We start from the raw sequence: 17,426 nt of genomic DNA, 5'->3' as shown, positions 1-17,426 counted from the left end.
CTGGTCGACTGCGCCTACGCCCTGGGCATGGCGGTCGGCGAGGCGGCGAAGGCCGAGGCCGACACGAAGAAGAGCTTCGGGCTCTACGACCTCTTCCACCGCAGCTTCCTGGCCGTGCGCATGGGCATCCGCCTCGCCATGGCGCTGCGCGCGGGGCCGAAGCCGGCCGCGGCGCACGTCGGGCCTACCGGGCGCGACAGCCCCGAGCGGGAACGGCTCGACAGCGAACGAGCCGAACCCGGCGATCCGCCCGGGTTCAGGATCGAATTCGAGCGCGACCGCGACCGCGACCGGGACTACGAACCCGTCAGCCTGCCGCGCTTCCTCTCGACGCTGGGCCTCGTCGCCCGCGACGCCGGCCGCGCGAGCGGCCTGCCCGCCGACGTCCGCACCCGCACCCTGCCCGCGCTGAAGACCCTGCTGGACGACGCCGGCGGCGCGCCCGCGCCGCAGCGAACCCCCGGCGTCGCCGTGCTCTCCAGGCCTCCGCCGGCCACTGCGCCGGCGAGAGCGTCCCTGCTCGGCTCCACGGCCCCCACCGTCATGCGCCCCCGAGCGCGCCCCAAGCCTCCCTGGTCCAATTCCGGCTGACGGCGCGAAGCGCCCTTCCTGGAGCCATGAAACACGCGAAACGCGATCCGGGACCTCCCGCCCGCGAGCCGGCGCATGCCCTTTCGTGTGTTCGTGTATTTCGTGGTTCCGATGACAGCGCCCGCGGCGCGTATGGCCTCGCCCGCTTGACACCGCCCGCGCAACATCCGACCCCAGCCCCATGAGCGCCCCCGCACCGCCGGAGCCTGGCGCCCGCGCGGTCGTGGCGCGGGTGGCGCGGAGCTACATGGCGCCGCGCTGGCGGGGCTGGACCGTGGCCATGCTGGCCGCCGTGGTCGTGGCCTGGTGCAGCGCCGAACTCGTCCGCATCATCGAGCCCGCCACCAACGACCTGCTGGTCTTCCACAAGGCCGGCGCGCTGCTCTGGATCCCGCTGACCATCGCCGGCCTCGCCGTGGCGCGCACCGTCGCCCAGATCGTCCAGGCGACCCTGGTCAACCACATCGGCAACGCCGTCGTCGGCGACGTGCAGGTCCAGCTCTTCGGCAAGCTGGTGCGCGCCGACCTCGCCCACCTGCGCAGCCAGCACTCCGGCGCCTACGTCTCCTCGGTGCTCTACGACGCCGGCCTGATCCGCGAGGCGGCGACCTCGGGCGTCGTGAACTACACCCAGAACGCCCTGATCTTCCTCGGCGCCGTCCTGGTGATGGTCGCCAACGACTGGGCGCTGTCGCTCGTCCTGCTGCTGGCCGTGCCGGTCGCCGGCGTCATCATGCGCCGCTTCTCCAGGCGCACGACCAAGGCCGCCAAGGGCGCCATGGCCGAGACCTCCAACCTCTCGTCGGCGATCATGGAGAGCCTGGACGGCGTCCGCGTCGTGAAGATCGAGAACCGCGAGACCTACGAGGAGGCCCGCGTCGCCGAGGTGGTCGGCCGCCGTCAGCGCCACCTGACCAGGGGCGCCAACGCCCGCGCCCGCGCCGCACCCGCCACCGAGCTGCTGATGACGCTGATCGTGGCCGTCGTCTTCGCCTACGCCGGCTGGCGCTCGACCCACGGCGAGATGAACGCCGGCGCCTTCTTCTCCTTCGTCGCCGCGCTGACCATGGCGTCCCAGGCGCTGCGCCAGCTCGCCAACCTCCAGACCGTGTTCGCCGAGGGCCTGTCCGCGGCGCGCCGGCTCTTCGCCGCCCTCGACGTCGAGCCGGAGGTGCGCGAGCAGCCGGGCGCCCATCCCATCGCCCGCGCCGAGGGCCACATCCGCTTCGAGGGGGTCGCCTTCTCCTACGGCGGCGACGGGCCGCCGGCGCTCAGCGGCGTCGACCTCGAGGCGCGCCGTGGCGAGACCGTGGCCCTGGTCGGCCCCTCCGGCGGCGGCAAGAGCACGATCCTGAACCTGATCCCGCGGTTCTACGACGTCAGCGCCGGCCGCGTGACCCTCGACGGCGCCGACGTGCGCGAGGTGACGATCTCGTCCCTGCGCGACCAGATCGCGCTGGTCACCCAGGAGCCGTTCCTGTTCGACGACACCATCCGCGCCAACATCGCCTATGCCCGGCCCGACGCCACCCAGGCCGAGATCGAAGCGGCGGCGCAGGCCGCCGCCGCGCACGCGTTCGTCGCCGCCCTGCCCGACGGCTACGATACGCCCGTCGGCGAGGGGGGCGCGCGCCTTTCGGGCGGCCAGCGCCAGCGCATCGCCATCGCCCGCGCCTTCCTGAAGGACGCCCCGATCCTGCTGCTCGACGAGGCCACCAGCGCGCTCGACACCGAGAGCGAAGCCCAGGTGCAGGCCGCCCTGAAGCGCCTGATGGCCGGCCGCACCACGCTGCTGATCGCCCACCGCCTCTCCACCGTGCGCGGCGCCGACCGCATCTACGTCGTCGACCGTGGCCGCGTCGTGGAGACCGGCGACCATGGCGCGCTGGTGAAGGCGCGCGGCCTCTACGCCCGCCTGGCCAAAAGCCAGGACCTGGAGGCGGAGCCCGCCGCTTGAAGGCCTTCCTCCGCTCTGACGGCGTCCAGGCCTTCCTGGGCTGGGTGCTGGGAACCTACCTGCGGCTGATCCTGCGCACCGTCCGCTGGCGGCACGAGAACCTCGCGGCGGTCGAGCCCGTCCTGGCCGACGACGCCAGGGGCGCGATCGCGCTGTTCTGGCACGGCCGCATCCCGCTCTGCCTCGCCACCGCGCCGCAGTGGTGGAGGAAGCGCACCAAGGCGCTGATCTCGCCCAGCGCCGACGGCGAGTTCATCGCCCGCGCGCTCGACATGTCGGGCTTCCCCGCCATCCGCGTCTCCTCGGCCAAGAAGGGCGACGCGGCCAAGGCGCGCCAGGCCGTCGCCGCCATCCGCGAAGCGACCCAGTGGGTGGCCGGCGGCGGCGCCCTCGTCGTCACCCCCGACGGCCCGCGCGGCCCGAACGAGATCATCGCCGCCGGCTCGCTGCAGATCGCGCGCCGCAGCGGGCAGGCGGTGTTCCTGATGGGCATCGCCGCCGCCCCCGCCGCGCGGATGCAGAGCACCTGGGACAAGGTCATGTGGGCCGCCCCGTTCGGCCGCGGCGCCGTGGTGTGGGAAGGTCCGCTGTTCGTCCCCGCCGACGCCGACGAGGCCGCCGTCGCAGCCCTCGTCGCCGACTGGTCGGCGCGCCTCTCGGCGGCCACGCGCCGGGCCGAGGCGCTGGCGGCCGGCTGATCCTGCGTTACTTGGTATCGCATTGATCGCCCCGGCGGGCGGTGAGACATAGGGCCCGATGGCCCCGCACGACCCCCCTCACGACGATCACGGGCGCGACCACGGCCCTGGCGGGCACGACCATGGCGGGCACGACCATGCGGGTCATGGCCATGGGGCGCATGGGCACGGCCACCACCACCCCGCGCCCGCCGACATGGGCCGCGCCTTCGCGATCGGGGTCGTCCTCAACACCGTCTTCGTGGCGGCCGAGGCCGGCGTGGGCTTCTGGACCGGCTCGCTGTCGCTGCTGGCCGACGCCGGCCACAACCTGTCGGACGTGCTGTCGCTGCTGCTGGCCTGGGGCGCGACCCTGCTGGCGAAGCGCGCACCGGCGGGCCGCCGGACCTACGGCCTGCGCAAGGCGACGATCCTGGCCTCGCTCGCCAACGCCGTGCTGCTGCTGCTCGCGGTCGGCGCCATCACCTCGGAATCGGTGCATCGGCTGCTCGTCCCCTCGCCGGTGGAGCCGGGCCTGGTCATGCTGACCGCCGCGCTGGGCGTGCTGATCAACGGGGCGACGGCCCTGCTCTTCATGCGCGGCGCGCATGCCGACCTGAACGTCCGCGGCGCCTTCCTGCACATGGCCGCCGACGCCGGCGTCTCGCTGGCCGTGGTGGTCGGCGCCTTCGCCATGAGCCGCACCGGCCTGCTCTGGATCGACCCGGCGCTGGGCCTGCTGATCGCCGCCGTGATCGTCCTCGGGACCTGGGGCCTGCTGCGCGACTCGGTCGACCTGGCCCTCGACGCCGCCCCGCGCGGCATCGACGTCGAGGCCGTGCGCCGCTACCTCGCCGACCTGCCCGGCGTCCAGGGCGTCCACGACCTCCACGTCTGGGCGCTCTCGACCACCGAGACGGCCATGACCGCCCACCTGCTGCGGCCCGACAACGACGGGGCCGACGACCTGTTGCAGAGCGCGAGCGCCGAGCTGGCCAGGCGCTTCCGCATCGGCCACGCGACCCTGCAGATCGAGACCGACGACGCGGGCTGCGGCGTCGGCTGCGCGAAGGTGGCGTGACCCTGCTTCGCCAAGGCTTCGCCGGGCGGGACCCGCGATGACGAGGACGCTTCCGCTCGCCCTCTACGGCGCGGCGACCGGCCTGCTGGAGCCCTTCGCGCCGGCGGTGCTGCGCGGCCGCGCGGGCCGCGGCAAGGAGGACGCCGCGCGCCTGGGCGAGCGGCTGGGCCGCCCCGGCGCGGCGCGGCCCGACGGCCCGCTCGTCTGGCTGCACGGCGTCAGCGTCGGCGAGACCATGTCGCTCCTGCCCCTGGTCTCGGCGCTCCGGGCGCACCGGCCCGAACTCGCGCTCCTGGTGACGTCCGGGACGGTGACGGCGGCTGCGATGATGGCCGGGCATCTGCCCGCGGGCGTGATCCACCAGTTCGCGCCGGTGGACGCGCCGGGCGCCGTGCGGCGCTTCCTCGGCCACTGGCGGCCGGACGCGGGCGTCTTCGTCGAGAGTGAACTCTGGCCCAACCTGATCCTGGCGGCGCGCGCGCAGGGCGTTCGCCTGTCGCTGATCTCCGCGCGGATGACCGAAGGCAGCGCCGCGCGCTGGTCGCGCTGGCCGGGCTCGGCGCGGGCGCTGGTCGCCGCCTTCCAGGTGCTGGCGGCGCAGGATGCGGCCACCGAGGCGCGGCTGGCGCGCCTGGGCGGGCGGCCCGGCCCGCGGCTGAACCTGAAGCTCGTCGGCGAGCCCCTGCCCTTCGACGCCGCCGAACTGGAGCGGCTGCGCACCGCCGCCGCCGGCCGCAAGGTCGTGCTGGCGGCCAGCACGCACCCCGGGGAGGAGGCGATCGTCGCCAGGGCCTTCCACGACGCGGCGCCCAACCTCGGCGAGGCCCTGCTGGTGATCGCCCCGCGCCACCCCGACCGGGGCCCGGCGCTGGCCGACGAGCTGCACGCCACGCGGCGCGCCGCCGGCGAGGCGCCGACCGGCGCGATCCACATCGCCGACACCCTGGGCGAACTCGGCCTCTTCTTCCGGCTGGCCGACATCGTGGTGATGGGCGGCGGCTTCGTCCCCGGCATCGGTGGCCACAATCCGCTGGAGCCGGCGCGGATCGGCCGGCCGATCCTCACCGGCCCGCACGCCTTCAACGCGGCCGAGGCCTACGCCGGACTGTTCGCGGAGGCCGCCGCCATCGAGGCGCCCGACGCCGCGGCGCTCACGCGCCACATCCGCGGCCTGCTGGACAACCCGGCGATCGTGCGGCGCATGGGCGAGGCCGCCCTCGCCTACGCCGGCCGCCAGAACGCGGCGGTGATGCAGCGCGCGCTCACCCTGCTGGACCCGCTGCTGCCGTGAAGCTCTCGACCCCTCGCTGGTGGTACACCCGCGACGCCAAGGTCGGCGCGGTGACGCGGCTCGTGCTGACGCCGGCGTCGTGGATCTGGGCCGCCGCCACGGCGCGCCGGATCGCCAACGGGCGGCCGGTCGATCCGGGCGTGCCGGTGATCTGCGTGGGCAACCTCACCGTCGGCGGTGCGGGCAAGACGCCGGTGGTCCGCGAACTCGCGCGGCGGCTGGGCGGCGCCGTGCTGACGCGCGGCTACGGCGGCGCGCTGGCCGGCCCGGTGAAGGTCGACCCCGCCGCCCACGCAGCGGCCGATGTCGGCGACGAGCCGCTGATGCTGGCGCAGGACCTCGACGTCTGGGTCTCGCGCGACCGGGCGGCCGGCGCCGTGGCCGCGAGCCGGGCCGGGGCGCGGGCGATCGTCATGGACGACGGCCACCAGAACCCGTCGGTCGCGAAGACGCTCTCGCTGGTCGTCGTCGACGGCGAGACGCGCCACGACGAGTGGCCGTTCGGCGACGGCCGCGTGTTCCCCGCCGGCCCGATGCGCGAGCCGCTCAAGGTCGGCCTGGCCCGCGCCGACGCGGTCGTGCTGCTGCTGCCGGCCGACCTCGACGCGCCCGACCCCGCACTGCTACGCCAGTTCGCCGGGCTGCCGGTCCTCATCGCGCGCCTTACGCCCGCCGCGCCGCCGCCGGCCGGGCCGCAGGTCGCCTTCGCCGGCGTCGGCAAGCCCTGGAAGGTGGAGCGGGCCCTGCAGGCGGCCGGCTGCGACCTCAGGGACATGTGGCCCTTCCCGGATCACCACGCCTACGCCGAGGCCGAGCTCCAGCGCCTCGCCGCGCGCGCGGCGCAGTACGGCGCGGGCCTCGTCACCACCGAGAAGGACTGGGCGCGGCTCCCCGCGGCCTGGCGCGAGCGCGTCGCGGCCTGGCCCGTGCGGGCGGTCTTCGAGGACGAGGCGGCGCTGGACGCCGTCCTGGCGCGGGCTACTTAGCGCCCGCGAGCTGGGCGAACTTCCAGCTCGTCTCCGCCAGCGACAGGACGCGGTCGGCCTGCTGGGCCGCGTGCGGGCTGTTGGCGGTGCCGTCGCGCACCCGGCCCACGATCCCCTGCAGGATGCCCGCGAGGCGGAAGGTGTTGTAGCTGTAGAACCAGTTCAGCTCCGGCAGGCCCGGGCGCCCGGTCAGTTCGCAGTAGTAGGCCACCGCCTCGTCCAGCGTCGGGATGCCGTGGGCCTTCAGGTCGGGGATCTGCGAGATGCCGCCGTTGATCCAGTTCATGAGCAGGTAGGTGAAGTCCGCCAGCGGCTCGCCCAGCGTGCCCAGCTCCCAGTCGAGGACGGCGGCGACGCGGTTCTCGGTCGGGTGGAAGATCATGTTGTCGAGGCGGTAGTCGCCGTGGACGATGGAGGTGCGCTCCTGCTCGGGCACGGTCCTCGGCAGGAACTCGATCAGCCGCTCGATCTCCGGGATGTGGACCGTCTCGGAGGCCTTGTACTGCTTGGTCCAGCGGTCGACCTGGCGGGCCATGTAGTTGCCGGGGCGGCCGTAGTCCTCGAGGCCGATCTTCACGTAGTCGGTGTTGTGCAGGTCGGCGAGGGTCTTGATCTTGGAGAGGATGATCTCGCGCCGCTCGGCGGGCGAATAGGCCGGGAGCGACTGGTCCCAGAGGATCCGGCCTTCGACCATGTCCATGACGTAGAACATGGTGCCGACCACGCTCTCGTCGGTGCAGAGGCCGTAGGGCCGGGCCACCGGGAAGCCGGTGGGATAGAGCGCGGAGATCACCTTGAACTCGCGGTCCACCGCATGCGCCGAAGGCAGCAGCTTCCCGGGCGGCTTGCGGCGCATGACGTACTTCTTCGTCGGCGTGACGAGCTGGTAGGTCGGGTTCGACTGGCCGCCCTTGAACTGGCGCACCTCCAGCGGGCCGGCATAGCCCTCGACGTTGGCCTCCAGCCAGCGGGCCAGCGAGGCCTCGTCGAACCTGTGGGTCTCTGCGACCTCCTTCGTGCCGGTGTTGAGCGCCTCGCGCTCCTGCTCGGCGGTCAGGGCTTCGGCCATGTTCGTCTCCCCACGCGCTCGTACGCTTGTTTGAAGTCCTTTTAGCCGGGCGGGCCGACGGAGCAAGGCTTGACGCCCGGGCACGGCGTCCGCAACTCGAAGACATGGCCGAAGACGTCATGTCGATCATCGAGATCGCCGCCCCGCGTGAGCGGGTTTGGCAGGCGCTGAGCGACCCGGCGCAGGTGAGCCAGTGGATGGGCGCTCTGCGCTTCCGCGCCGAGGCCGGGCACGTCTTCTACCTCCAGCCGGACCGGGCGCGGCGGCTCGCGGGCGACGTGACCGACGCGATCGCGTGCCGGATCGAGGTGCTGGACCGGCCGCGCCGGCTGTCGTTCACCTGGGGCCTGCCGGACACCTTCGTCGACGTCCGCCTGACCGAGATCTCGGGCGGCACCCATGTGCGCCTGGTCCATTCGGGCTGGGACCGGTTCGAGGACCGCGAGACCGAGGACGTGCGCGGCGGCATGGGCCGCGCCTGGCACGCCGTGGCGCTGCCGGCGCTCCGCGCGGTCGCCGAGCGCTAACCCAGCGCGCGCCAGCCGATGTCGCGGCGGCAGAAGCCGTCCGGGAAGTCGATGGCGTCGACGGCGGCGTAGGCGCGGTCGCGGGCCTCGCGCAGCGTCGCGCCGCGGGCGCAGGCATTGAGCACGCGGCCGCCAGACGCGCGGAGCTGGCCGGCGTCGTCCAGCTTCGTGCCGGCGTGGAGGACGACGGTGTCCGCGCCGAAGTCGCCGTCGGCGCCGTTGATCGCGCCGCCGGCCTGGGGCTTCTCCGGATAGCCCTTGGCGGCCATGACGACGCAGACCGCGCTCTCGTCGCGCCACTGAGGCGGCGGCATTTCGGCCAGCCGGCCCTCGGCGCAGGCCATGAGGTAGGGGACGAGGTCGCTCTCCAGGCGCAGCATCAGCACCTGGCACTCGGGGTCGCCGAAGCGGACATTGAACTCGACCAGCTTGGGCCCAGCCTTCGTAGCCATCAGCTCGACGAAGAGCACGCCCTTGTACGGCGCGCCGTCGGCGGCGATTCCCGCGAAGGCCGGCTCGACCAGGCGCGTGCGGACCTGCTCGACTAGCTCCCGCGTGAAGACGGGCGCCGGCGAATACGTCCCCATGCCGCCCGTGTTCGGACCCTGCTCGCCGTCGAAGGCGCGCTTGTGGTCCTGGGCCGACCCGAAGACCATCGAGTCCCTGCCGTCGCAGAGCGCGAACAGCGAGCCGATCTCGCCCTCCAGGAACTCCTCCAGCACCACCCGCGCGCCGGCTTCGCCGAACCGGCCGGCGAAAGCGTCGTCGATGGCGGCCTCGGCCTCTCCCTTCGTGGGGGCGATGACGACGCCCTTCCCCGCCGCCAGCCCGTCGGCCTTGACCACGTAGGGCGGCTGGAACCGCGCAAGCGCCGCGTGGCCCTCGGCGGCGCTTTCGCACACGGCATAGGCCGACGTCGGCAGGCCGTAGCGGTCGCAGAAGGCCTTGGTGAAGGCCTTTGAACTCTCGAGCTGGCCCGCCTGGGCGCTGGGGCCGAAGCAGGGGATGCCCGCGGCCACGACCGCGTCTGCCAGACCCGCCGCGACCGACGACTCCGGCCCGATCACCACGAGGTCGGCTGCGATCTCGCGGGCCAGCGCCACGAGCCCCTCCACGTCGGTCGCCGGCACGTTGCGCAGCTCGGCCTGGGCGGCCATGCCCGGGTTGCCCGGCGCCGCCACCAGCCGCTTCACCAGGGGCGAGGCCGCGATCTTCCACGCCAGCGCATGCTCGCGCCCGCCGGAGCCTACCAGGAGGATGTTCATGGCCGGCCGCTTTGGCGTGGCCCGCCCGCGCGGTCAAGCGCGTCAGGGGCCGGAGTTGCGTCCATCGCGGGGCGCGATACCGCGTTCGCCGACCGGCGACGCCGAGTCACAGCTACAGCATGCGCGCGCTGGGATAACCTCGCCGGGTAACGGCCGAACGACGGGAGACGGGATGGCCAGTCCGAGTACCGACAGCCCGGAGCGGGCGCTCGAGTGGCATGAGGCCCGGGCGCGGGAGGTGGAGCACAGGGTGAAGAACACCCTGCAACTGATCTCGTCCATCGTCCTCCTCCAGGGCCGGCGCGCGGGCGACGAGGGGGCCAGGGCGGCGCTGCGGGCGGTGCAGCAGCGCGTGGCCGCCGTCAGCGTCGCGCACCGCCATGTGGGCTGGGAAGGCGACGCCGAGCAGGTGGAGCTGGCGGCGCTGGTGCGGGAGATCGTGGGCGACCTGGCCGGATCGGCCGGCCGCGAGGGCGTCGAGATCGACCTCGACCTGGAGAGCGTCACCATCGCCGGCCGTCAGGGCGTCCCCGTGGCGCTGCTGGTCAGCGAGGCCGTCGGCAACGCCCTGCGCCACGCCTACCCGCCAGGCCGCGCCGGCCGCGTGCGCGTGGCGCTGCGGCGCATCGGCAGGGGCTTCGAGCTTTCGGTGGCCGACGACGGCGTCGGGATCGCCTCCGGCGCGCCGCCGGCCGGCTTCGGCCTGACCTTGGCGCAACTGATGGCGCAGCAACTGCGCGGCAGGCTCACCACCGACGTGGCGCAACCGGGCGTGCGGCTTTCCGTTGTCGTCCCCATGGACAGCGACGCCGTGCGGGGCTGAGCCCCGATGATCTCCCTCGCGGACATGGTCGGAACGGGCGCGGCCCTGTGCTCGATGACCAGCTTCGTGCCCCAGATCGTGAAGATCTGGCGCGAGCGCGACGCCTCGTCGGTCTCGCTGCGCATGTACGCCGTGACGGTCACCGGCTTCTCGCTCTGGATCGCCTATGGCGTGATGAGCGAGAGCTGGCCGGTGGCGGCGTCCAACGCCGTCTGCCTGGCGCTCTCGGCCACCATCCTGACCCTGAAGTGGCGCTTCTCCCACGGGACTGCGGCGACGGCGCCCTAGCCAGGGGCGGCAGCGGGCCTTAAGCAGCCGGTTCCGTTCGGGTTTGAAGGACTTGGAATGAGCGATCGGTTGCAGGCGGCGCAGGCGGCGTTGAACGCAGGGCGCCGCGACGAGGCGATCGAGCACATGATCGCGGCCGTCACCGAGGATCCCGCGCGCGCCGTCCAGGTCTACCGGGTGCTGACCGCCAACCTCTACGGCGCCGGCCGCTTCGACGAGGGCGTGGCCTACGCCGCCCAGGGCGCGAAGCGCTACCCGAAGGACTACGACCTCCTGAACACCTACGGGGTCCTGCTGCGCAAGGCGAAGCGGCAGGCCGAGGCCGTGCCGGTCCTCGAAACCGCGATCAAGCTCAACCCGAAGAATCCCGCCGCCCAGCAGAACCTGGGCAACGTCTTCCTGGACCTGAAGGAGGGCGCGCGCGCCGAGGCGGTGTTCGGCAAGCTGGTGCGGGTGGAGCCGCGCAACCCCGAGTACCAGCGCCAACTGGGCCGCGCGTTGCACCACCAGGCCCGGATCGAGCCGGCCCTGACCCGCTTCCGCACCGCCGTCAGCCTGAAGAAGGACAACGTCGACGCCTGGCTCGACATGGTGGGCCTGCTGAACGAGGAGTTCCGCACGGCCGAGGCCGAGGAGGCGATGAGCAAGGCCCTGGCGGCCAGCCCCGGCGAACAGCGCCTCCTGGAGGGTCTCGCGCTGATGTACCGGCGCTCGGGCCAGATGCGCCGGGCCGAACAGTTCCTGACCGACCTCCTGCCCGCCAATCCGGACGCGGGCTGGCTGCACTGCCAGATCGGCCTCCTCGTCGCCGACTGGGACCGCGAGCGGGCGAACCGCCACCTGCGCCGGGCCGTCGAGCTGGAGCCGGACCGGCTGGACTACTCGATGGCGCTGGTCGAGAGCCTCGAGCGCACGCGCATGGGCGACGAAGGCGGACACATCGAGGAAGCCTACCAGCTCGCGCTGAAGCTCCTGCCGCGGCGCCGGGAATTCGGCGAAGCGGCGGCGAAGATCATGACCGAGGTCTTCGTGCGGGTGGCGGACTACGATTCGATGGAGCAGGTCGGCGACTTCCGGTCCCTGGGCCGCGGCTGGGCGTCCACCGGGCGGCACACGGCGCTGCTCAAGCAACTGGCGCGGACGTTCACCGACGAGGACCGCCTGGAGCTCGTCGAGCAGCACCGCATCTGGGGCCGCGAACAGGAGAAGCAGGCTGCACGGCGCCCGATCAAGCGCCCGCCGCCGCTCCCGCGGGAGGGGCGCAAGATCCGCCTGGGCTTCATGTCGTCCGACCTGCGCCAGCACCCGGTGGGCTATTTCGCGATGCCGCTGTTCGACTACGTCGACAACGAGCGGTTCGAGGTCTTCGTCTATTCGTACAACCTGGGCAAGGAAGACGCCGCGCACCGGCATATCGCGAGCAAGATCGCGGCCTACCGCTGGTGGCCCGACGTCGCCATCGGCGAAGCGGCCGAGCGGATCGCGGCCGACCAGCTCGACATGCTGATCGAACTGGGCGGCTCCACGCACATGAACAAGCTGGAGGTCATGGCCTACCGCCCGGCGCCGCTGCAGGCGAGCTGGCTGGGCTATCCGCACTCCGCCGGCCTGGAGAGCATCGACTACTTCGTCTGCGACCCCTACAGCCGCCCGACGCGTCCCGAGTACATGGTCGAGAAGCCGCTCGTCATGCCGCACACCTGGCTGGCGCTGGGCGACGCCTTCTTCTCGGACCGCAACCAGATCACGCCGGGACCGCTGCCCAGCGAGCGGAACGGCTTCGTGACCTTCGGCACCGCCAACAACCCGCACAAGTACGGCCGCGAGGTGCTGCAGGCCTGGGCGCGCGTGGTGGCGGGCGTGCCGGGCTCGAAGTTCGCGTTCGTGCGGCCCGAGGGCAGCGGCGCCAGCTTCCGACGCAACATCGCCCGGTTGTTCGCCGCCGAGGGCGTGAGCGAGGACCGCCTCGTCTTCCACGCCGTGCGCGGCATGCACATGCCGTACTACAACGAGATCGACGTGACGCTGGACCCGTTCCCGCTGACCGGCGGCACGACGACGACCGAGAGCCTCTGGATGGGCGTGCCGCTGGTGAGCCTGGTCGGCCAGGCGTTCCACGAGCGGCTCAGCTACTCGATCCTGTCGAACGCCGGGCTGGGCGACCTCTGCGCCACCGACCTCGACCAGTACCAGGCGATCGCGCTGAAGCTGGCGGCGGACGTCGAGCGCCGCCGCACGATCCGGGCCACCATCCGCGAGGACCTGCGCAAGAGCCCGCTGGGCCAGACCTCGCAGTTCGCGAAGGACTTCTACGAGATGATCCACCGCGCCGTCACCGAGCGGGCCTGATGGTCGACCGGCTGGCGGCGGCGAAGGCGGCGGTCGCCGCCGGGCGGCGCGAGGCGGCCGTGGCCGAGCTCGAGGCGGCGATCGCCGAGGGGCCGCAGCCTGCGGTCCTCTGGCGGATGCTCGCCGCGCAGCTCTTCAACCTGGGTCGGATCGACGACGCCGAACGGCGCGCAGCCGCGGGGCTGGCGGCGCACCCGGACGACTACGAGCTCACCAATACCCTGGGCGTCGCGCTCAGGCGGCTGAAGCGGCTGCCCGAGGCGGTCGATGCGCTGGAGGCGGCCGTCGCGATGCGGCCGGGGGTGGCGGCCGCCTGGCAGAACCTCGGCAACGCGCTCCTGGACCTGCGGCGGGGCGAGCGCGCCGCCCAGGTCTACGGCGAACTGATCCGGCTCGATCCCGGCGCGCCGCAGCACCGCTGGCGCCTCGGCCGCGCGTTGTGGCAGCAGGACAAAGGCGAGGCGGCGGCCGACGCGATGCGCGCGGCGCTGGCGATGGCCCCCGACAACATCGAGGCGTGGCTCGACCTGGCGAGCATCCTTTCGGGCGAACAGCGGCTGGACGAAGCCATCGCGGTGCTGGAGGACGCCATCCGGCGCACCCCCACGGCCGCGCGGCTGCTGGAGGCCAAGGCCGTGCTCCTGCGGCGCAGCGGCGCCGGCGCGGCGGCGCTCGCCTTCCTCGACGCCGCCGAGACCTTCATGCCGGGCGCGGCGTGGACGCACTTCCAGCGGGGACAACTCATCGGCGACGGCGACCGGGCGACGGCGAACGTGCAACTGGAGAAGGCGCACGCGCTGGCGCCGAACAACCTCGAGTATGCGCTGGCCCTGGCCGAGGGACTGTCGCGCGACCGCACGGCGAGCGAGGGCGAGAGCCTGGAGCGGGCCTACCGGCTCGCGCTCCAGGCCCTGCCGCACAACACCGAGCCCGGGAACAAGATCCTGAGCGAGGTGCTGGGCCGGGCCTGCGATTTCGCAGCCCTGGCGCAGGTGGGCGGCTTCCGAGAGATGGGCCGCGCCTTCGCCCAGGCCGGGCGCCACTCGGCGCTGCTGGAGCAGATCCCCCGCGTGGCCAGCGACGCCGACCGGCTGGAGCTCGTCGAGCAGCACCGCATCTGGGGCCGCGGCGCGCAAGCCTGGGCCGCGAAGGCGCCGGTCGCGCGGCGGGCGCCGCGTCCTGCGGACCCGACCCTGCGCCTGGGCTTCCTGTCATCGGACCTGCGCCGGCACGCGGTCGGCCATTTCGCCCTGCCGCTGTTCCAGCATCGCGACCCGCGCTTCGAGCTCTTCGTCTATTCGCATCACCCGGGGCGTGGCGAAGACCCGGTGCAGACCGCGGTGGCCGCCGCAGCGACCGTGCGGAACCTGCGCGGGATGGCCGCCAACGCCGCGGCCCAGGCCATCGCCGACGACGGCCTCGACCTGCTGATCGAGCTGGGCGGGTCGACGCTGTTCAACCGCATCGAGGTGATGGCGTTCCGGGCGGCGCCCAGGCAGGCGAGCTGGCTCGGCTATCCGCACTCGGTGGGGCTCTCCTGCATCGACTGGTTCATCTGCGACCCGCGGAACGCGCCCCAGCGCCCCGAGCTGATGATCGAGCAGCCGTTGATGCTGCCGGCGACCTGGATCGCGCTCGGCGAGCACGTGTTCACCGACGAGGCGGCGATCGCGGCCGAGCCGCCGAGCGCCCGCAACGGCTTCGTGACGTTCGGCACGGCGAACAATCCCTACAAGTACAACCCCGCCACGCTCGCGGCCTGGGCCAGGGTGGTCGCCGCCACGCCCGGCAGCCGGTTCATGGTTGTGCGGCCCGAGGCGGGCTCGGCGGGCTTCCGCGGCAACATCGAGGCGGCGTTCGCTGCCGAGGGCGTGGTCCCCGAACGCCTGATCTGGCGCGCCGTGCGCGGCGGCCACCTGGCGCACTACGGCGACATCGACGTCAGCCTCGACACCTTCCCGCTGACCGGCGGGACCACCACCACCGAGAGCCTCTGGATGGGCGTGCCGGTGGTGAGCCTGGTCGGGCCGGCGTTCTACGAGCGGCTGAGCTTTTCGATCCTAACCAACGCCGGCCTGGGCGACCTGTGCGCGCGGGACCTGGACGCCTACGTCGGGATCGCGACGCGCCTGGCCGCCGATGTGGAGCGCCGCCGCGCGCTCCGGTCCAGCCTGCGCCGCGACCTGCGCGCCGGCCCGCTCGGGCGCACGGCCGACTTCGCCCGCGACTTCTACGAGACGATGTGGAACGCGGTGCGCGGGGCCTAGCCTAGAGCCGGAAGTATTCCTGCAGCAGGTCGTCCGGCCGAGGCTGGAACGCGAGGTCCGTGCCGCCCGCGCGGAAGGCGATGACGCCCTGCGGCACCGTCTTGTTCACGGCGCTCGTGCCCTGGGCCAGGACCGAGTCTGAGCCGATCACCGAACGGCCGATGACGGCGCAGTTGGGGTAGATCACCACGCGGTCGCCGATCACCGGGATCTGGTCCTTGTGCCGGCCCACGGTCGAGTTCTGGTAGAGCACCAGGTAGTTCCCGTAGGTCGCCTTGGCGAGCACGATGCCGACCGAGTGGCCGATGTAGAACACCTCCGGCATGGCGATCTCGTAGAAGAGGTCGATGCCGTTCAGGGCCTTGTTCATCAGGAAGAGGCGTGTCGCCGCGGCGGTCTCGTTCGAGCGCCGGTACATCGTGTTGGAGAGGTAATACAGGAAGATGCAGTGCTGCGAGGATTGCAGCACGTTGAACTGGTCGGGCCGCCAGGGGGCGCAGGCGTTGATGCAGACGTGCATCCGCGCCAGCGCCTCGTCGAGGTGGGCGTCCACGGCGGCACGGAACGCAGCCTCGCGCCCGTCGGGCACGATGGCGGCGCACTGGGCGGTCAGGTAGCCGACGAGGCTCTCGCGGGTGTGGTCGAGCAGCTTCACGCGGGAAGACCTTCCAGATGGGCGGCGACCACATCCTCCACCGGCCGCGCGGTCACGCCAAGGGCGGCGAGGCGCTCCACGCTCGCGTTCGGCGGGGACGGCGGGTTGGCGTCGCCGGTGAACTTCACCCAGAAGCCGCGCGCCTCGAAGACGCGGGCGATCTCGGCGTTGGTGGTCAGGCGGCCGGCGGCGACGTTGAAGATTCCCTGCCCGCGCTCGGCGATGGCGATGAGCGCGGCCACGGTGTCGTCGAGGTGGATGTAGTCGCGGGCGATGTTGGGGCTGGACTGCAGAACGAGGTCGCGGGTCCGGCGCGCCTCGATCAGCCACTCCGACAGGAAGCCCGGCGCGCCCTCCGCCCAGTCGTAGACGTTGGAGAGGCGGGCCACCGCGCCGCGGCCGCCGCTGCGGGCCAGCGTCAGGTTCTCGCCCAGCGCCTTGGAGAGGTCGTAGACGCGGCGCGGGTCGGCCGGATCGAAGACGAGCGCCTCGGCCTCGTGGACGATGTCCTTGCGCTGCCCGTCGTAGAGGCGCGTGGAGGAGCAGTAGACGAACTTGCCGAAGCGGCCGGCCTCGACGAGCCGGCTGACCAGGGTCGCGTGCGCCTCGACCGTGTCGAACGGGCGGCGGTCGTAGTCGGCGGTGAGGCCGGCGCAGTAGAAGACCGTGCCCAGGTCGCGGGTCAGCAGCTCGGGGTCGCCCTTGGCCGGCGCCCAGACGTCCCAGCCGTCGGCCCGCAGGCGCCGGGTGAGGCGGGCGCCGACGAAGCCGGCGGCCCCCACTACGGTGGCCCTGGCGACGGTGGCCGCCCCCGCCACGCCGCTAGAGCCCGCCCGCCGGGTGGTGGAGCGCCGGGTCCTTGTGGCGCAGGTACTTGGGGCTGACACCCTTCACGATGGCGTAGCCGGGCCTGTCGAACACCTTGGGGTCCTTCACGGCGACCATGTTGAAGCCGTGCGGCGGGCCTTCCAGGTAGATGTCGTCCATCGGGATCAGCTCGACCGGCTTGCCCGCCAGATCGTAGTTCGAGTTGAAGTCGCGCAGGCCGAAGAGGGTGTAGCCGGCGTCCGTCAGCAGCTTCGCGATCTCGGTGTTCCCGAGACCGTTCGACCAGTCGACGTAGTGGCGGTGGACCTCGAACAGGATCGCCGGGGCCTCGCCTGCCGGAGCGTTCAGGAACCGCGCAGCGCCCTTCAGCGCACCAAGCTCGGCGCCTTCGATGTCGAGCACGATCAGGTCCAGGCGGTCCACGCCGGCGGCCGTCAGGTAGTCGGCGATGGTGACGGTCCTGAAGGTGTCGTCGCCCGCCTCCGCCACCTCGGCGTTGGCGAAGCTGTCGTAGCCGACGAGCTTCAGGTTGGTGGTGCTGTCGTGCCAGAGGCCTTCCGGCCGCGGGCGGATGTTGGAGAGGCCGTTCAGCTCGGCGTTCTTCATCAGCATGCCGCGCTGCTGGTTGTTCGGCTCGAAGGCGTGGACGACGCCGCCGTTCCCGGCGATCTCGCGGGCGATCAGCACGGCGTGGTCGCCGAAGTAGGCGCCGCCGATGACGACGTTCTTCGCGCCCCTGGCCAGATCGACCAGGATGCGGCTGGTCATCGGC

General features: G+C 72.8%; 16 protein-coding genes. 11 read left to right on the top strand and 5 right to left on the bottom strand.

Translation table 11 applies throughout. The features are described 5' to 3' along the window. The 6 genes from JNL41_RS14710 to lpxK all read left to right on the top strand — a co-directional run. A partial coding sequence (locus tag JNL41_RS14710; protein ID WP_293476170.1) for a hypothetical protein occupies window positions 1–591 on the top strand: 591 nt, incomplete at its 5' end. 181 nt (window positions 592–772) lie between these two features. Next, window positions 773–2,548 (top strand): ABC transporter transmembrane domain-containing protein, encoded by a 1,776-nt coding sequence (locus JNL41_RS14705; RefSeq protein ID WP_293476168.1) that lies wholly within the window; start codon window positions 773–775, stop codon window positions 2,546–2,548. Then, the gene (locus JNL41_RS14700) at window positions 2,545–3,246 is read left to right on the top strand and encodes a DUF374 domain-containing protein (RefSeq protein WP_293476166.1); all 702 of its coding nucleotides are present in this window, start codon (window positions 2,545–2,547) and stop codon (window positions 3,244–3,246) included. The genes JNL41_RS14705 and JNL41_RS14700 overlap by 4 nt, the downstream gene beginning before the upstream one ends. A 58-nt stretch (window positions 3,247–3,304) precedes the next feature. After that, a complete protein-coding gene (locus JNL41_RS14695) occupies window positions 3,305–4,306 on the top strand; it encodes a cation diffusion facilitator family transporter (RefSeq protein WP_293476164.1) in 1,002 nt (333 codons plus the stop codon). Window positions 4,307–4,343: 37 nt separating this feature from the next. Next, window positions 4,344–5,597, top strand: a complete 1,254-nt coding sequence (locus JNL41_RS14690; protein ID WP_293476162.1) for a glycosyltransferase N-terminal domain-containing protein — start codon at window positions 4,344–4,346, stop codon at window positions 5,595–5,597. Then, window positions 5,594–6,583: a tetraacyldisaccharide 4'-kinase gene (gene lpxK, locus JNL41_RS14685; RefSeq protein ID WP_293476160.1), complete on the top strand. Its 990-nt coding sequence runs from the start codon at window positions 5,594–5,596 to the stop codon at window positions 6,581–6,583. The genes JNL41_RS14690 and lpxK overlap by 4 nt, the downstream gene beginning before the upstream one ends. On the opposite strand, the gene JNL41_RS14680 is transcribed toward lpxK, so the two are convergent. Further along, the gene (locus JNL41_RS14680; protein ID WP_293476158.1) at window positions 6,576–7,652 is read right to left on the bottom strand and encodes a phosphotransferase family protein; all 1,077 of its coding nucleotides are present in this window, start codon (window positions 7,650–7,652) and stop codon (window positions 6,576–6,578) included. The two genes, lpxK and JNL41_RS14680, sit on opposite strands and share 8 nt — an antisense overlap. A gap of 104 nt (window positions 7,653–7,756) precedes the next feature. On the opposite strand from JNL41_RS14680, the gene JNL41_RS14675 reads away from it, so the two are divergent. Then, window positions 7,757–8,179: an SRPBCC domain-containing protein gene (locus JNL41_RS14675; protein ID WP_293476156.1), complete on the top strand. Its 423-nt coding sequence runs from the start codon at window positions 7,757–7,759 to the stop codon at window positions 8,177–8,179. Here JNL41_RS14675 and purD read toward each other — a convergent pair. Next, window positions 8,176–9,444, bottom strand: coding sequence for a phosphoribosylamine--glycine ligase (gene purD / locus JNL41_RS14670; protein ID WP_293476154.1), 1,269 nt, complete (start codon window positions 9,442–9,444; stop codon window positions 8,176–8,178). The two genes, JNL41_RS14675 and purD, sit on opposite strands and share 4 nt — an antisense overlap. A gap of 172 nt (window positions 9,445–9,616) precedes the next feature. On the opposite strand from purD, the gene JNL41_RS14665 reads away from it, so the two are divergent. Genes JNL41_RS14665 through JNL41_RS14650 form a run of 4 tightly spaced genes read left to right on the top strand, consistent with a single transcriptional unit; the run spans window position 9,617 to window position 15,171 of the window. Continuing rightward, on the top strand, window positions 9,617–10,267 hold the full coding sequence (locus JNL41_RS14665) for a sensor histidine kinase (protein WP_293476152.1): 651 nt from the start codon (window positions 9,617–9,619) through the stop codon (window positions 10,265–10,267). A 6-nt stretch (window positions 10,268–10,273) separates the two neighbouring features. Further along, complete coding sequence (locus tag JNL41_RS14660) at window positions 10,274–10,555, top strand: SemiSWEET transporter (protein ID WP_293476150.1); 282 nt, start codon at window positions 10,274–10,276, stop codon at window positions 10,553–10,555. A 57-nt stretch (window positions 10,556–10,612) separates the two neighbouring features. After that, entirely contained in the window at window positions 10,613–12,904 is a 2,292-nt protein-coding gene (locus JNL41_RS14655) for a tetratricopeptide repeat protein (protein ID WP_293476148.1), read from the top strand. After that, window positions 12,904–15,171 (top strand): glycosyltransferase family 41 protein, encoded by a 2,268-nt coding sequence (locus tag JNL41_RS14650; RefSeq protein ID WP_293476146.1) that lies wholly within the window; start codon window positions 12,904–12,906, stop codon window positions 15,169–15,171. Before JNL41_RS14655 ends, JNL41_RS14650 begins: the two co-directional genes overlap by 1 nt. Before the next feature lies 1 nt (window position 15,172). Here JNL41_RS14650 and JNL41_RS14645 read toward each other — a convergent pair whose 3' ends face one another. The 3 genes from JNL41_RS14645 to JNL41_RS14635 all read right to left on the bottom strand — a co-directional run. Continuing rightward, on the bottom strand, window positions 15,173–15,826 hold the full coding sequence (locus JNL41_RS14645) for a hypothetical protein (protein WP_293476144.1): 654 nt from the start codon (window positions 15,824–15,826) through the stop codon (window positions 15,173–15,175). Further along, on the bottom strand, window positions 15,823–16,644 hold the full coding sequence (locus JNL41_RS14640; RefSeq protein ID WP_293476142.1) for an SDR family oxidoreductase: 822 nt from the start codon (window positions 16,642–16,644) through the stop codon (window positions 15,823–15,825). Before JNL41_RS14640 ends, JNL41_RS14645 begins: the two co-directional genes overlap by 4 nt. A gap of 4 nt (window positions 16,645–16,648) precedes the next feature. Beyond that, window positions 16,649–17,426: FkbM family methyltransferase (locus JNL41_RS14635; RefSeq protein WP_293476140.1), on the bottom strand; the 778-nt coding region annotated here is incomplete at its 5' end.

It is taken from the genome of Phenylobacterium sp., from assembly GCF_016793285.1.
Taxonomy (GTDB): domain Bacteria; phylum Pseudomonadota; class Alphaproteobacteria; order Caulobacterales; family Caulobacteraceae; genus Phenylobacterium.
Note: the sequence above shows the minus strand (reverse complement) of the source record. Positions and strands in the feature narration are given on the sequence as shown.